Below are 15,426 nucleotides of genomic sequence, written 5' to 3'. Positions count from 1 at the left end.
ATAAGCCGGCTAAATAAATGAAAGGGACCGGTCGTCAGCGGCAGGTGCTGACAAAGCCGCTCCCTGACGGCAGCAACTGGCAAGTTGGCCTCATCTGCGGCACCTCCTGCCGTTGCGGTATTGGGATTTGGCGATCCTGGGCACGGTACTGCTGTTGCTGCTGCTGGTATTGCTGCCGCCGCAGCCTGTTCTCCAACATCTGCAACTGGTCCTGCTGGATCAACACGTTGCGGTCGGCGGGACTGACGACCTGTGCCGATGCAGCAGGATTTACGCCCGACAGCATCGCCGCGGTCAGCATTGCCGACCCTAAAAACGTCAATAGACGAAGCCGTGACATCCATTCATTCCCGCACAAAACCGATCTTTCCTTAATATAGGGCTTTTGTCCGGCGACACCATGGCCGCCGCTGATTTGAAGCGGATTGGAAGAGGCATTTCGGCTTCGGATGCTCGTCGCGTCAATCGATTTCGCGCAGCCGGTATCCAACGCCGGTCTCGGTGGTGATATAGCGGGGCTGGTCGGGCGTTTTTTCGATCTTTTGCCTGATCTGCCGGACGTAGACTCTGAGATATTGAACGTCGGTGGAATCGCCCCAGACCTGCTTCAGCAGGAACTGGTGGGTGAGAACCTTGCCGGCGTGCTGCACCAAGGTGCGAAGAATGTCGTATTCCTTCGGCGAGAGCTTTATCTCCTTGTCCTCGACCTTGACGACGCGCTTCACCAGATCGACGGAGAGGTCGCCGGTTTGGAACACCGGTCTCTCACCCTGCTGCTGAAACTTGTGGCGAAGCGCTACGCGGATGCGTGCGACAAGCTCGTTCATACCGAACGGCTTGGTGACATAGTCGTCGGCGCCGAGTTCGAGGGCGGACACGATGCCGGCCTCATCAGTGCGGCTGGAAAGAATAACCACGGGAATGTCCAGGCCATCATCCCGCCATTTGCGCAGCAAATCATGGCCGCTCATGCCGGGGAGGCCGAGATCGAGCAGCACAAGGTCCGGCTTTTCCGTCTCGATGAGTTCAATCGCCGCCCTGGCGTTCGGCGCCTCGCTGATCGCATAGCCTTGGCTGCCAAGCCCGACGCGAAGCAGTTTCCGGATCGGCGGTTCGTCGTCGACCACCAATATCCTGACGTCCAGGCTCGTCATGCCAGATCGTCCATATTTTGATGGCCCGTCTCGGGTTCGCCGAGATTGGGCAGTTCCGCCGGCACCAGTTGCATCTTGATCGTGAAAACCGCCCCCGAGCGGTCGGACCTGTTTGCCGCCAAGAGCGTCCCGCCCATCGCTTCGATGAAGCCGCGGCAAATCGACAGGCCGAGCCCCGTGCCGGCACGCACCTGGTCACCCTTGCGCACACGGTAGAAAGTGTCGAAAACGCGCTCTAGATCCGCTGGCGGAATGCCTGGTCCCTCATCCATGATCTGCAGGATGACGAAGCCGTTGTCGGCCCAGGCTTGCAGGCGGATCGTCGAACCTGGCGGCGCGTATTTTGCAGCATTGTCGAGGAGGTTGAACAGCACCTGTTCGAACAGAACGGGGTCGACCCGCAACATCGGCAGATCCGATGGAATGTCGATCTCGGTCTTATGCTCGCCGACGAATTTGCGGGCCCGATACAGAGCTGAACCGACAATGTCGCCGAGATAGTGAAACGCATAGTTCGGCTCCATCGTGCCGGATTCGATCTTGGTCATATCGAGCAGATTGGCAATGAAGCGGTTAAGCCTCTCCGCTTCATCGAGCACGGTCGACAGCAGTTCCGTCCGGTCCTGCTCGGGAAGTGCGGCCTCGAAGTCCCTGAGTGTTCCGGCCGCGCCCATGATGGCGGCAAGTGGCGTCTTCAAATCGTGGGAAATGGAGGTGAGCAAGGCCGAGCGCAGACGGTCTGCCTCGGCCGCGAGCTTGGCCCGGTCAACATCGGCGACGAGCTGGATGCGCTCGATGGCGACCGCCGCCTGGTCGGCGAGCGCATCGAGCAGACGCTGCTGCTCGGGTGTCAGCAGCGGACCTTGCTTGTCGTTGTCGAGGCCGACAACGCCTACCGCCGTGCGTCCGGTCCGCAAGGGCAGATAGAGGCGCTTTGCTCCGGGCAGCGTGTCGGCGCCGCGCCCGGCGGCGCGGTTATGCTCCCAGGCCCAGCGGGCTGCTGCGATGTCGGCCTCGGCCAGCGTGTCGTCGGGTGGGTAGCCGGCTTTGACCGCAATTGTGCCGTTCTCCGGCAGAAGCAGCACCACGCGCAGCTTCAGCATCGAGGCGATCTGGAAGGCAGTCGCCCAGAGAACGTCATCAAGCGTCCCAGCGCCGGCGAGCTTCTTTGAGAAGAGATAAATATCTTCTGTGGCGCGTGCCCGCGAGCGCGCAGCGACCGCCTGACGCTGCACGCGCGCTGTTAGATTGCTGGCAATGACCGCAACAACCAGGAAGACAGCCAGCGCAACGATGCTCTCCGGATCCTCGATCGTCAGCGTGTAGCGTGGTTCCAGGAAGAAATAGTTGAAGGCAATGGCGCTGATGAGGCAGGCATACAAAGCCGGCCAGAGACCGCCGGTCACCGCCGACGTCAGGACCCCAATGAGAAAGATGATCGCCAGATTGCGGACGTCGAGAAACTGGTCGAGAAGAACGGCGAAGGCGAGCGAGCCAACAACATAGGCCGTGGCCCTGAGATAAGGCCAGATCTCGAACTGCCACTGCTCGTCCGCCGCCTTGACGGTCCTCGACGTCGCCTCGGCGTTGCGTTCGTTTCCCGAAATGACATGGACGCTGATGTCGCCGGCATTGCGGATGAGATCGTAAGTGAGCGAGCCTTCGATCAATTCCCGCCAGCGCGATCGGGTCGGCCTGCCGATCACGATATGGGTGAAGTTGTTCGCCGTCGCATGCCGAACGATGTCTTGCGCGACGTTCTGACCCGGAATGGTCGTCACCTCGGCACCGAGCTGCTCGGCAAGGCGCAGCTGCGTCGCCAGCCGATCCTTGTCCTCCTCGGGCATGGCCGCTGAATGAGGGGTATCGACATGAAGCGCCGTCCAAGGGGCGCGGAGCCGGTCGGCCAACCTCCGCGCATAGCGTACACGGGCCGCCCCGCCCGGACGCGCATCGACGCAGACGAGAACCCTTTCCCCCGCCGCCCAAGGCCCGGGTATCGCGTGGGCCTGCATGTGGGTCAGCAACTGCTCGTCGACCCGCTGGGCAGTGCGGCGGAGCGCCAATTCCCGGAGCGCCGTCAGATTGCCCGGCGAGAAATAGTTCTCGATGGCGCGCTGGGCGGTGCTGGGGATGTAGACCTTGCCTTCCTCAAGCCGTTTGATCAGATCGTCGGGGGTGAGGTCGATGATCTCGATGTCGTCGGCCTGGTCGATTATGGAGTCGGGGACAGTTTCCCGCACCCTGACGCGGGTGATCTGCGCCACGACATCGTTCAGGCTCTCGACGTGCTGGATATTCAGCGTCGTGTAGACATCGATGCCGTGCGTCAGGATTTCCTGGACGTCGAGATAGCGCTTGGGGTGACGGCTGCCGGCGACGTTGGTGTGGGCGAGTTCGTCGACCAGAACTAGCGCCGGGTGCCGGGCGAGGATGGCGTCGAGATTCATCTCCTCAAGGATCCGCCCCTTGTAATCGATCTCAAGGCGAGGAATGACCTCGTAGCCTTCGACCAGCGTCTGGGTTTCCTTGCGGCCGTGCGTCTCGACGATGCCGATCACCACGTCGACCCCGTCGGCCAGCCTGGCGCGGCCCGACATCAGCATCTCGTAGGTCTTGCCGACACCGGGGGCGGCGCCGAGAAATATCCTCAGGCGACCGCGCTCCTCCCGCTCGGCATGCTCGAGCAGCGCGTCGGGAGAGGGCCTGGTTTCGGCGGTGCGGCTGTCGTCTGGCATAAGGGTCAATCATGAACGGCGCCGGCTTCGGTGTCGATCCCGGCGCCGGTCCTTCACTGTTTCATCGCATCGTCCAGCGCAAGGTTGAGGGCCAGCACATTGACCACCGCCTCGCCGATGAATCCCAATTCGCGATCTTCGACATGGCTGTCGACAAGCGATTTGATCCTGGATTCATCGACGCCCCTGGCCTTGGCCACCCTGGCAACCTGAAAATAGGCCGCATCGGGGCTGATATGCGGATCGAGGCCGCTGCCGGACGTGGTGACCAGATTCATCGGTACCGGCTGGCTCGGGTTTTCGGCTCTCAGCTTTTCGGCGTCGCTCTTGATCCTGTCGATGAGCTTCGGGTTGGTCGGGCCGAGATTCGAGCCGCCCGAGGCGGCGGCATTGTAGCCGTCGCCGGCAGCCGACGGGCGGCCATGGAAGTAGCGGTCGCTTTCGAAAGCCTGGCCGATCAGCTCGGAACCGACGAGCTTGCCGTCCTTCTCGATCAGGCTGCCATTGGCCTGGCGCGAAAACAGCGCCTGGGCAATGCCGGTCATGCCGATCGGATAGACCAAACCCGTCAGAATGGTGAAGAAGACGATCATGACGATCGCGGGCCTGATTTGATTGAGCATCGACGAGGTTCCTTAGGCGAGACCGAGAGCGGTGATGGCCATGTCGATCATCTTGATGCCGACGAAGGGCACTACGACGCCGCCAAGGCCATAGACAATGAGATTGCGGCTGAGCAGCGCACCGGCGCCGACCGCGCGGTATTTGACGCCCCTCAGCGACAGCGGGATCAGCGCAATGATGATCAGCGCGTTGAAGATGATGGCCGAGAGGATAGCGCTCTGCGGCGTCGCCAGATGCATGACATTGAGCGCTTGCAGCGGCCCGGCGGTCTGGCCCGGGGCGATGTAGAAGACGGCGAATATTGCCGGGATGATGGCAAAATACTTGGCCACGTCGTTGGCGATGGAGAAGGTGGTCAGCGAGCCACGCGTCATCAGGAGCGCCTTGCCGATTTCGACGATCTCGATCAGCTTGGTCGGATCGCTGTCGAGATCGACCATGTTGCCGGCCTCGCGCGCCGCGACCGTGCCGGTGTTCATGGCAACGCCGACATCGGCCTGCGCAAGGGCCGGCGCATCGTTGGTGCCATCGCCGCACATCGCGACCAGTTTGCCTTTGGCCTGCTCGTCGCGGATCAGCTTCAACTTGTCCTCGGGCGTCGCCTGGGCAAGGAAGTCGTCGACGCCGGCTTCCGCCGCGATCGCCGCCGCGGTCATCGGATTATCGCCGGTGATCATCACCGTGCGGATGCCCATGCGGCGCAATTCGGCAAAGCGTTCTGCGATGCCGCCCTTGACGATGTCCTTCAGATGGACGACGCCGAGCAGGCGCCCGTCGCGCTCGACCGCGAGTGGAGTGCCACCCGATTTGGCGATCTCGTCGGCGATCGCCTGAAGGTCGCGGACGGTGTCGCTGCCGGGGCGCGTACTGCCTGTGGCAACGGTCGAGAGGTTGACGTGGGCAAGTACCGCATCGACTGCGCCCTTGCGGACTGAGGAGCCTTCCAGATCGACACCGCTCATGCGGGTTTGCGCGGTGAAGGGCACGAAAGTCGCGTGCAGGCTTGCCATGTCGCGGGCGCGGATGGCGTATTTTTCCTTCGCCAGGACGACGATCGAGCGGCCTTCCGGCGTTTCGTCGGCAAGCGAGGCAAGCTGAGCCGCGTCGGCCAGTTCCTGTTCGGTGACGCCCTTGACCGGACGAAATGCCGTCGCCTGACGGTTGCCCAGCGTGATGGTTCCGGTCTTGTCGAGCAGCAGCGTGTCGACATCGCCGGCCGCCTCGACGGCGCGGCCCGACATGGCGAGCACGTTGAAGCGCACCAGGCGGTCCATGCCGGCAATGCCGATAGCCGACAGCAGGGCGCCAATTGTGGTCGGGATCAGGGTAACGAACAGGGCGACCAGCACGGTCACCGAGATATAGCCGCCCGAATACGAGGCGAAGCTCGGGATCGTCGCCGTCGCCAGCACGAAGATCAGCGTCATGCCGACGAGCAGGATGTTGAGCGCGATCTCGTTGGGTGTCTTCTGGCGCTCGGCGCCCTCGACCAGCGAGATCATGCGGTCGAGGAACGTATGACCGGCAGCCGCAGTGATGCGCACGCGGATCCAGTCGGACAAGACCTGCGTGCCGCCGGTCACCGCCGAACGATCGCCTCCGGATTCGCGGATGACCGGTGCGGATTCGCCGGTGATGGCCGCCTCGTTGACCGACGCCACGCCTTCGACCACCTCGCCGTCCGAGGGGATGATGTCGCCGGCTTCGACAAGCACGATGTCGCCGACCTTCAGGCTGGTGCCGGGCACCAGTTTGAACTTGCTGCGGTCGCCACCGTTCAACAGCTTGGCCTGCGTCTCGGTTCGCGCCCGACGCAGCGAGTCAGCTTGCGCCTTGCCGCGGCCTTCGGCCACCGCTTCGGCGAAATTGGCGAAGAGCACGGTGAACCACAGCCAGATGATGATCTGCAGCATGAAGCCAAGATCGCCGCCGCTGGTAACAAGATCCTTGACGAACAGCACGGTGGTGAGCGCCGAGACGACGGCGACGACAAACATCACCGGGTTTCGCATCAAGGTGCGCGGGTTCAGTTTTCTGAAGGAACCGCCGATAGCGGGCCACAGAATGCGGGTATCCATGATGCTCACGGATTTCGACGGGCTCATTTGGTAGCTCCAGTGTCGATGTTGTTGACCGGTCGATCGTGTGCCGAACGAAGGTGCGGCGGCCCGTAAGCCAGCAGCCAGATCATGATCAAGGCTGCCGCAATAGCGAGGAATGTGGACAGCGTCGGGAAAGGAGGGGGTGTTTTCTCCCCCTCCGGCTCGGGGCGATGCCGGACCTTTCGAGGTATGATCTTGAACCAGGGCATGGCCGTTTCAGAATGTCTGACCGTTGATCATCGCCAGGTGCTCGACGATCGGTCCGACCGCCAGGGCCGGGAAGAAGGTCAGGCCGCCGACGATCAGGATGACACCGGCCAGCAGCCCGACGAACAGCGGACCGTCGGTCGGGAAGGTGCCGGCGGAGGCAGGGACGGTCTTCTTCGCAACCAGCGAGCCAGCAATCGCCAACGCCGGAATAATGACCAGGAAGCGGCCCATCAGCATGCCGATGCCGAGCGTTATGTTGTACCAGGGCGTGTTGCCGCTGAGGCCGCCAAAGGCGGAGCCATTGTTCGCCGCGGCCGAGGTGTAGGCATAGAGAACCTCGGAGAAGCCGTGCGGGCCGGCGTTGGCGATGGAAGCAACGCCGGTCGGCAGCATGACCGCGACAGCGGTGAAGATCAGCATTGCAAGCGGCAGGCAGAGCACGGCCAGCATAGCCATCTTGACCTCCTTGGCCTCGATCTTCTTGCCGAGATATTCGGGCGTGCGTCCGACCATCAGCCCGGCGACGAAAACGGCAATGACGATGAACATCAGGATACCGTAGAAGCCGGCGCCGACGCCGCCGACAATGACCTCGCCGAGCTGCATGTTGATGATGGGGATCATGCCGCCGAGTGCGGTGAAGCTGTCATGCATGGCGTTGACCGCGCCGCAGGATGCGGCCGTGGTGATGACGGCAAACAGTGCCGACAGGGCGATGCCGAAGCGGCTCTCCTTGCCCTCCATGTTGCCGCCGTCGACGCCCAGCGCATGGACGAGCGGATTGCCGGCGGTTTCCGCCCAGTAGCAGACGGCAACGCCGGCGATGAACAGCACGCCCATAGCCGACAGAATTGCCCAGCCCTGGCGCTGGTTGCCTACCATGCGGCCGAAGACATTGGTCAACGCCGCGCCGAGGGCGAAGATCGTCACCATCTGGATCAGGTTGGAGATTGCATCGGGATTTTCGAAGGGATGCGCTGCATTGGCGTTGAAGAAACCGCCGCCATTGGTGCCGAGCATCTTGATGGCAACCTGGCAAGCGACCGGCCCGACCGCGATAGTCTGTTGCGCGCCTTCGAGCGTCGTCGCGTTGACGTAGGCAGCGAGCGTCTGCGGCATGCCGAGATAGACATAGACCAGAGTCAACACGATGCAAAAGGGCAAAAGCAGGTAGAGCGTGCCGCGGGTCATATCGACCCAGAAATTGCCGATCGATTTGCCTGAGGCCCTGGCAAAGCCGCGGATCAATGCGACCGCAATGGCGACGCCAGTCGCCGCCGACAGAAAATTCTGCACGGTCAAGCCGGCCATCTGCACGAGATAGGACATCGTGCTTTCGCCGCCGTAGTTCTGCCAGTTGGTGTTGGTCATGAAGCTGGCGGCGGTGTTGAAGGCCAGCCCAGGTTCGACGGCGGTCATGCCGGCCGGATTGTAGGGCAGGCCGCCTTGCAGCCGTTGCAGCGAATAGAGCACCGGGAAGCCGGCCAGGTTAAAGAACAGCAGGGCCGCGGCGTAGGAAGTCCAGTGCTGCTCCTCGCGCTCGCTGGTCCCTGATATGCGGTAGAGCCCGCGCTCGAGCGGGGCCAGAATTGACGACAGGAATGTGCGCTCGCCGCTGAAAACGCGATGCATGTAGCCGCCGAGCGGCTTGGCCAGCAGAACGACGATCCCGCAATAGACGAGGATCTGCAGCCATCCGTTGATTGTCATGGGGTTGGCTCCTTGCCAGCGGAGATCAGAAGCGTTCCGGGCGAACGAGGGCGTATGTCAGGTAGGCGAGAAGAAACAAGGTCACGGCGCCGCCGAGGATATAGTCGAAAAGCATGTTACGATCCCCTAAACTTACAGCTTGTCGCAAGCTTTGATGTAGCCGAAGCATAGAGCAAAGAACGCGATTCCAATCGCGACAACAACTATGTCCACCGCGCATTTTCCTTATGTTGTATTTGTTTGTTTACTTTAACAAACTATCCAAACTCGTCGCCGCATCATGTCGGCGGCTGGATACATCGCTCCGGCGAATATGGATCAAAGTGCCATAAAGGTTCGAGACGGGACGCGGAGCAAAGAAATCAAAATCCCATAAGGATTTCGCCGCCTCGGCGCTGGCCACAGCTTCAGGGGGGAAAGTGCGCGCCGGCGCGCGAAGCTGCCGGAGCTCAGTTCGCGCGGGTGTAGATCACCGCGTAGTAGTCCGCATAGGCCCGCTTCCAGCCCAGTTCGTCGAAGAACGGAATGCGGCTGTCGTCGGCGGTCAACAATGCCCAGCCTATCGTATATTTGTCGAGTTGGGCTTTCAGGATCGGCTTGCCCCGGCTGTGCCCCGTCTGCTCATCCGTTTCCGTAAAGCCATTCAGGAAGAGCTGATCCGCCCGGCCGTCGATAAACGTCCTGATGCCATGGAAAATCAGCGTGCCGCCGAAATCGTAGGAGTTCAGCAGATTGCCCGACAGATTATGGGTTTGGGCAAAGGCCAGTGCGTCCCTCGCCGAGGTCTTCTGGCTCGGCGCGACCGGATAGGTCGTGAAGGCGGCAGCCGCCAAAACCAGCAAAACGGCAAGTCCAGCACAAATCCTGGAAAATTGTCGTGCGAAAAATTGTTCAAGTCCGTCACGCTTTTCCGCCGCCCATTTCTCGGCTGAAAGCGCTGGATATTGTTGCGCGACCTCGACGGCAAGGACCACCGGCACGAGAAGAAAGAACAGGTACATGAACCGTATGTGGGTGAGATAGACGTGCAACGTGAAGACAAGGAACAGCGCCTTGGCCCAGCCAATGCGCAATCTCGACACGAGCAGCCCGAAAAACGCCACCAGCAGGGCCACCTCCTGGGGGGTGTGCCGCGAGGCGTCGAAGGGTTGCCACTCCGCAATGTAAGGCACCGCCTCATTGCCATAGGCCACGGTGAATGTGGCGAGTATGGCCTTGACGCCATAGGGATTGAGCAGGCTGACCAGCGGGCAAAGCAGCCCGAAAACGATCCACTTGGCCAGCAGCCGGGGGTTCGACAAGCGTGTGCGCATGACGAGATCGAGGCCGGCGAAGGCGGCGATGACGAAACCGAAGGTGAAGGTGGCATGGAGATTGGCCCACAGGCATAGCAGCGCCAGCAGCCATAAGGGCGGTGCTTTCTCGTTGCGTGCGGCCTGGAAAAGACCGGCGGTCCAGACGACGATGATGGGCAAGGTAAAGATGTGCGGCCGGGCGACATAGATTGGCCCGATCAAGAGCGCGAGAACCAGCGTCAGTCCTATCGCCAGCGTCGGCTTCAACCACGCGCCGAGATACCACGACGTCAAGAAGACCGTCAGCGCGATTACTGCAGTCGCCAGCAGCACCACGCCGTTCCAGCCGCCGGCTTCAAAGGCAATTGCAAGGAGAACCTGGCTAAGCCATTCCTTGGCGATCCATGGCTGGCCGGCAAAAGTGTAGGAATAGATGTCGACGGTAGGGAATGTGCGGCTTGCCAGCATATCCATGCCGACCTTGATGTGCCACCAGCTATCAGGATCCTGCAGGAGGGAGGTGGCAAAGGCGAGGAGCGCCGCCGCCATCACGACCGCCGCCAGCAGGCAAAACACCAGCCTCACACGCCGTATGTCGTCTATCGATGGCCTCGCCTCACCAGATATCCCGCGCATATGGCATCCCTGAGCCGCGATAGCGGAAGGGATAGGCCGAATTTGTTAGAAAACCGATAAGCTGCAGGATTGCGGCCACAACCCTGTGCCGCGCGTCCAATCGGCTCGGCGGCTTAGCCCTCGGCCTTGAAGTTCTTGGCTTCCTTCTCGACCTTCGGGTTGTCCTTGCCGTGCTTGCGCATCAGATCCTTCGCCTGCTTCGGCGAAACGTCGGTGGTTTCGGCCAGACGCAGAGCCTCCTTTTCGTCCGCATCGCGCGTCTTGCGGTCGGCCATTGTGGTTTTCTTGTCAGCCATTACGACGCTCTTATGCTTTCGGCGATTTCGTTCAGCACCTTGCGGTCGGTGCCGTGGCGCTTGATCAGCGTGCGTGCCTGATCCGGGGTGATGCCCGCTTCCTCGGCGAAGTGACGTACCTCGTAGTCTTCGCCGCCCGCCATTCGTGAGCGGTCGCGACTGTCGGTCTTGGTTTTGTCGTCGGCCATGGCAGCTCTCCTCATCTCGACGAGAGCATAACGGGCAAGATTTCAGCGAGTTCCTTCGAGCGTGTCGCCCAATTACCGCCTTCGGGCATGACCCGGCATGCGCGGCGGTTTGCTCAAAGCAGGGGCTTGGCGTCAGGCCGGCCTTCGCGCACAAATAGGCTGGCCTCTTTGGCGGCGCTGCCAACCGCCCGCCACTGCTCCTGGGCGCAGCCTGGTATTCGTTCCGGATTGCTAATGGGAGCGATGGTCGAACACGACGCCCATGGTCCTACCAACGGCCGTCATGACGATAAGCTCGACCAGATCGTCGTCACTGTTGCCGCAGGCCGGGGCCGTCCTGCGAACGATGTCCAGCATCGCCCTCGTCGATATGGTGTCGCCGGCACCGAACCGTGAAAGCGCAGATGAAACAAGCTCTTGGGCCGTCAAGTCGGCGACGGTCACCCTCTGCACCACGTTCATTGGCTTCCTCCCACCATGAACCCTCTCCCGGGAGAATGATACGCCGAACGTCGCGTTTCGCCAGCAAAATGGTGGTCCTACCAGCGCGTGGGCAGCGACCGAAATCGTCGGTTTTGCGGGAGGCAATCCGGGCGCGAGGCGGCAGCGCTTTTGTGCCATGCGACTTCGCCATAGACCCAATCCCGGCGGCCGGGATCGGTCTCAATTTTATTTACTGGCAGTCTAATGCTTGGCAGTGTGGTCTGCTCGGTTGCGGCCGAAGCCGGCGCAGCAAGAACCACGGTGCGGGCAGAACCGGTCTGTCTTTTTTGTTTGACGCAATTCCGGACGGAAAGCCGTTCACACGTTTTCCTGGAATTGCTTGTCTTGTGACTCTAGGCGGCCAGGTCGCTCGGAAGCTTGCCGCCATTTTCGGCCAGCTTTTTCATCAGTGCGTCGTGCAGCCACAGATTCATCGTTACAGTGTCGTTCATATCGCCGGTGTAGTTCAGCTCGTGGGCAAGCTCCTTGCGGGCGCCGAGGCTGCTGTCGATATTCAGAGCCTTCATCAGGTCGACGATCGAATTCTTCCAGTTGAGTTTCTGCCCCTTCACGGCCACCGCCTTGTCGAGAATGGCAGCGATGTCCGGGGCAGAGGACGGCGCGGCCGGAGCCGGGGTTGCAGCCGGGGCGGATCGGGTAGGCGCCGTCGGCTGGGTGGCCGTGCTCGAAGCAGGCGCGGGAGACGGTTGCGCCGGCGGCGCTTCGGCCGCAACCGCGTTTCCGAAAATCGCACCTTTGATACTGTCGAAAATGCCCATTGCTATCTCCTGTGTTGGCTCGACGGTGTGTTGCCTTGACGGTCGGTGGGGCGACCGTTGCCGAATGCCGCATTGAGCGCCCTGGTTGTACCAGACCACGAACGCAACGCAGGGGCAACTCAAAACTGACTAAAAGGTAAAGGCTTGGTTGCATTGGGGGATCGGCTCAGTGATCCGGCCCGAGAGTAGAATAGATTGGATCGCGGCCCGACAAATCGTCACGCGCAATGGACGAGGGAACGGTCAGCAGCCAGTTTTGCTGACGCAGACCAGAAAAATCATCTAGATTCGTGTTCGCAATTCGCTGAGAGGAACGAAGCCATGACAGCAGTCGTCGCATCCGACAGGCTCGAACGTTCGCTGGTTTGGGCAGAGGACGATCCGTCGGTCAAATGGGCTGGCGCTTTCGCGGTTTACGGCGGGCACGGCACCACCCAGTCCTCGGTCATTGTCTACGAGATCGAGCCCGGCAAGCGGCTTGGTTGGCACACCGACGCCACCGAAGAGACGCAATACATCATCGCCGGCACCGGCGAGCTGTACATCGAGGGCGGCAGCACCCACCCGGTCGGGCCCGGCAGCGTCCTGGTACTTCCGACGCCGGTCCGGCACGACCTCGTCAACACCGGCACCGAAACCCTGCGCGCCGTCGCTTTCTTTGCGGCGGCGATGTTCACGCAGACATTCGACGATGTCATGCTGCCGCCGAAATCCCATGTCCTCGGCACGCCCAATCGTGCGGGCTGAATGCGTGCCGGCGAGAATCACTAGGCCTGCGGATTGCGGACTCGGAGCTGATATGAGCGCGCGCGCGGCCGGCAAGCGGTTTGGCGTCGTTACGCGCTCGCGTCATGGGCGGACCGGCTGATGGCGCCCGTCAAGGTCGATCCCGCCAAGGTGCGCGAGTTCAGGGATGCCGAAAGCTTCCATGCCTGGCTTGGCGAGCATCACGACAGCGAGGACGAAGTCTGGATCAAGATCCATAAGCTCGATTCGGGACTGCCGTCGATCACGCCGAAGCAAGCCATCGACGTGGCGTTGTGCTGGGGCTGGATCGATGCGGTGCGCAAGGCCTTGGACGGCAAAAGCTACCTGCAGCGCTACACCCCGCGCGGCAGGAAGAGCACCTGGAGCCAGATCAATGTCGACAATGTCGCCCGGCTGATCGAGGAGGGCCGGATGATCGAGCACGGGCTGAAGCAGGTCGAGGCAGCCAAGGCCGATGGCCGCTGGGCGCGCGCTTACAAGAGCGGCAAGGAGATGAAGATCCCCGACGACCTCCAGGCGGCAATAGACGCCGAGCCCAGGGCGAAAGAGATGCTGGCAAAGCTCAGCGGGCAAAACCGCTTCGCGCTAGCCTTCCGCACCCACAACATGAAAACCGAAGCCGGACGCAAGAAGAAGATCGCGGCGTTCGTGGAGATGCTGAAGCGCGGCGAGACCATCTATCCGCAGGGCAGAAAGTGACATCTGACGAGGCGTGCCGGCGCTGCGTCTTGTACTTGTCCCTACCGGCGAGCCCCGAACGCGGCCGGATCGCTGCTCAAGCCCACCTTCGATCCTGGCGATGTCGCAGACGATTGTTTTCGGCGAGCGTCGCCTGCCATTTCGACACCATCTCTCATTCGTTTAATCGATGCACGAACAAAGCTCCGTCTCCACAGTCGCATAAGTATATTAGCAGGCGCTGTTATGAGGTTTTTGCCCATTCAGGAGCCGACTGGCACGTGGGCCGTGCTTGATGCGACCGTGGATGTGCCTGCGGATTTCGCTGGCAGTTGCCTTATCGGCTTGCCGCGGGAGCGGGCGGAGTGGCTCGCAGCAAGCGCCATCGATATGCTGCAAAAGGCACTTCGATTGCCGGTTGTCAGCTGCCGGACCGGCACAAGCTGCGGTTCTTAGACTTAGACCGTTAGGAGAGATTTCGATGATGCACGAACAGGTAATGGAAGCTGCGTTGGCAGCCAGAAATCAGGAAGTGGATATTTGTGGTGTCTTCGACATCACCAACAAAACCGATGCGCCAATTGGCTCTCGCCGATTGGGCGAGGCTATCCACTTTGTCGCCAATGCACCTATCGTTGGCTATGATGTTCACGCCGCAGTCATCAGATATGGCCCACTTGGAACCCCCAGCCTCAGAGCAACAGATTGCGCACAGCTGTGGGAGAAGTTTGGCGAGGCCTTGCTGCAACACTGACGGGCAGACCTTTGGCGCGTATGGCACCACGATCGTGCAGGACACTTCGCTAGCGAGAACGACATGGAGCCTAGCCGGTAATGTTGCAATTAAATTAGCGTGAGTGCATATTTTTTGCTGGCTGGACTCGCAACCGGCCAAGCCCGGCGGCCGGCCGCCAACGGGCTGTCGGGCTGGCGACAAATGGTGCCGCAGGCCCGACGGTCCCTTGGCAAGATCGCCGGAACCACAGCATGATGCGGCGGCAAAAACGGGTTTGGGAGAATGACATGCCTAAGGTTTCGGAACTCTTTTTCAAGACAGCCATCATCTTTCTTATTCTGGGAATTGCAGCTGGCCTGCAGATGGCAATTTCAGGCGATCACGGCGCGTTTCCGGCTCACGCGCACATCAACCTGCTGGGCTGGGTCACCAGTGCAATATTCGGCGGCTATTATGCGCTGAACCCGGCGAAGGCTGCCCGCAGGAGCGCGATGATCCACTACGGCGTCTACAATCTCGGCCTGGTCGTGATGCTGCCGGCGCTTTACCTGATGCTGCAGGGAAATCCGGCGCTCGAGCCGATCGTCGCCACCGGCTCAATGATCGTCGCTGTCGCCGTGCTTATCTTTGCCTTCGTGGTTTTCTCCGCCGAAACAGAGCGCTCAGTCTCGGGGATACAAGCGGTCCCGCGCTAGACGGGGCGGCGATGGTGCCGAGTCGACCAAGCCCGCGCTTCTGGTGAAGCGCGGGCCGATTGGTTGTAGGCTGATCTGAGGTAAGGGTGCGGCGAAGATGAAAGCCGCTCCGTAGCCTTCGCGCCCCCTCTGCCTGCCCCAAGATACCTGCACCGCAGCGGCAGTAGCCGTCCAGTGTCCCTTTAGGCTGGCGAACCGGTGAGATTCAACTGGCGGAGAGAGCGACCTTCTGTAAGCGCTGTTGTGGGACCACCTTTCGGGAGTGGTCGTGATCTGTGAGGTTGCCGGTTCTGCATTGGGATCGGAGATCGGCTTGTGTCTGGACTTGACCTTA

The 15,426-nt window shown here is 61.3% G+C and carries 16 protein-coding genes; 4 read left to right on the top strand and 12 right to left on the bottom strand.

Going from position 1 to position 15,426, the window contains the following annotated elements; all coding sequences use genetic code 11:
• Positions 1 to 34: 34 nt before the first annotated feature.
• The 12 genes from NKI17_RS22420 to NKI17_RS22365 form a co-directional block, all read right to left on the bottom strand.
• Positions 35 to 490, bottom strand: coding sequence for a hypothetical protein (locus tag NKI17_RS22420; RefSeq protein WP_352755070.1), 456 nt, complete (start codon positions 488 to 490; stop codon positions 35 to 37).
• A complete protein-coding gene (locus NKI17_RS22415) occupies positions 462 to 1,154 on the bottom strand; it encodes a response regulator transcription factor (protein ID WP_352454001.1) in 693 nt (230 codons plus the stop codon). Before NKI17_RS22415 ends, NKI17_RS22420 begins: the two co-directional genes overlap by 29 nt.
• Complete coding sequence (locus tag NKI17_RS22410; RefSeq protein ID WP_352568206.1) at positions 1,151 to 3,892, bottom strand: DUF4118 domain-containing protein; 2,742 nt, start codon at positions 3,890 to 3,892, stop codon at positions 1,151 to 1,153. The genes NKI17_RS22415 and NKI17_RS22410 overlap by 4 nt, the downstream gene beginning before the upstream one ends.
• A gap of 53 nt (positions 3,893 to 3,945) precedes the next feature.
• Positions 3,946 to 4,515, bottom strand: coding sequence for a potassium-transporting ATPase subunit KdpC (gene kdpC, locus NKI17_RS22405; protein ID WP_023675296.1), 570 nt, complete (start codon positions 4,513 to 4,515; stop codon positions 3,946 to 3,948).
• A 12-nt stretch (positions 4,516 to 4,527) separates the two neighbouring features.
• Complete coding sequence (gene kdpB / locus NKI17_RS22400) at positions 4,528 to 6,621, bottom strand: potassium-transporting ATPase subunit KdpB (protein ID WP_352568204.1); 2,094 nt, start codon at positions 6,619 to 6,621, stop codon at positions 4,528 to 4,530.
• Between the two features lie 213 nt (positions 6,622 to 6,834).
• Entirely contained in the window at positions 6,835 to 8,538 is a 1,704-nt protein-coding gene (kdpA, locus tag NKI17_RS22395; protein WP_352906812.1) for a potassium-transporting ATPase subunit KdpA, read from the bottom strand.
• A 25-nt stretch (positions 8,539 to 8,563) separates the two neighbouring features.
• A complete protein-coding gene (locus NKI17_RS22390; RefSeq protein ID WP_023675300.1) occupies positions 8,564 to 8,653 on the bottom strand; it encodes a K(+)-transporting ATPase subunit F in 90 nt (29 codons plus the stop codon).
• A 334-nt stretch (positions 8,654 to 8,987) separates the two neighbouring features.
• Entirely contained in the window at positions 8,988 to 10,469 is a 1,482-nt protein-coding gene (locus NKI17_RS22385; RefSeq protein ID WP_352568202.1) for a hypothetical protein, read from the bottom strand.
• A gap of 113 nt (positions 10,470 to 10,582) precedes the next feature.
• Positions 10,583 to 10,765, bottom strand: a complete 183-nt coding sequence (locus NKI17_RS22380; RefSeq protein WP_352568201.1) for a hypothetical protein — start codon at positions 10,763 to 10,765, stop codon at positions 10,583 to 10,585.
• Positions 10,765 to 10,953: a DUF3606 domain-containing protein gene (locus NKI17_RS22375; protein WP_023675302.1), complete on the bottom strand. Its 189-nt coding sequence runs from the start codon at positions 10,951 to 10,953 to the stop codon at positions 10,765 to 10,767. Before NKI17_RS22375 ends, NKI17_RS22380 begins: the two co-directional genes overlap by 1 nt.
• A 231-nt stretch (positions 10,954 to 11,184) precedes the next feature.
• Positions 11,185 to 11,415: a hypothetical protein gene (locus NKI17_RS22370; RefSeq protein ID WP_023675303.1), complete on the bottom strand. Its 231-nt coding sequence runs from the start codon at positions 11,413 to 11,415 to the stop codon at positions 11,185 to 11,187.
• A 374-nt stretch (positions 11,416 to 11,789) separates the two neighbouring features.
• On the bottom strand, positions 11,790 to 12,215 hold the full coding sequence (locus NKI17_RS22365) for a DUF3597 domain-containing protein (RefSeq protein WP_352568200.1): 426 nt from the start codon (positions 12,213 to 12,215) through the stop codon (positions 11,790 to 11,792).
• Between the two features lie 321 nt (positions 12,216 to 12,536).
• Between NKI17_RS22365 and NKI17_RS22360 the strand changes: the two genes are divergently transcribed.
• From NKI17_RS22360 to NKI17_RS22345, 4 genes are all read left to right on the top strand, one after another.
• Positions 12,537 to 12,962 carry a cupin domain-containing protein gene (locus NKI17_RS22360; RefSeq protein ID WP_352568199.1) on the top strand — a complete coding sequence of 142 codons (426 nt, stop codon included), beginning with the start codon at positions 12,537 to 12,539 and terminating at the stop codon, positions 12,960 to 12,962.
• Between the two features lie 120 nt (positions 12,963 to 13,082).
• Entirely contained in the window at positions 13,083 to 13,682 is a 600-nt protein-coding gene (locus NKI17_RS22355) for a YdeI/OmpD-associated family protein (RefSeq protein ID WP_352568198.1), read from the top strand.
• A gap of 460 nt (positions 13,683 to 14,142) precedes the next feature.
• Entirely contained in the window at positions 14,143 to 14,415 is a 273-nt protein-coding gene (locus tag NKI17_RS22350; protein ID WP_292657364.1) for a hypothetical protein, read from the top strand.
• A 269-nt stretch (positions 14,416 to 14,684) separates the two neighbouring features.
• Positions 14,685 to 15,092 carry a hypothetical protein gene (locus NKI17_RS22345; RefSeq protein ID WP_023675307.1) on the top strand — a complete coding sequence of 136 codons (408 nt, stop codon included), beginning with the start codon at positions 14,685 to 14,687 and terminating at the stop codon, positions 15,090 to 15,092.
• Positions 15,093 to 15,426 lie beyond the last annotated feature (334 nt).

The sequence above is a fragment of the Mesorhizobium sp. M0816 genome, assembly GCF_040320005.1.
GTDB lineage: Bacteria > Pseudomonadota > Alphaproteobacteria > Rhizobiales > Rhizobiaceae > Mesorhizobium.
Note: the sequence above shows the minus strand (reverse complement) of the source record. Positions and strands in the feature narration are given on the sequence as shown.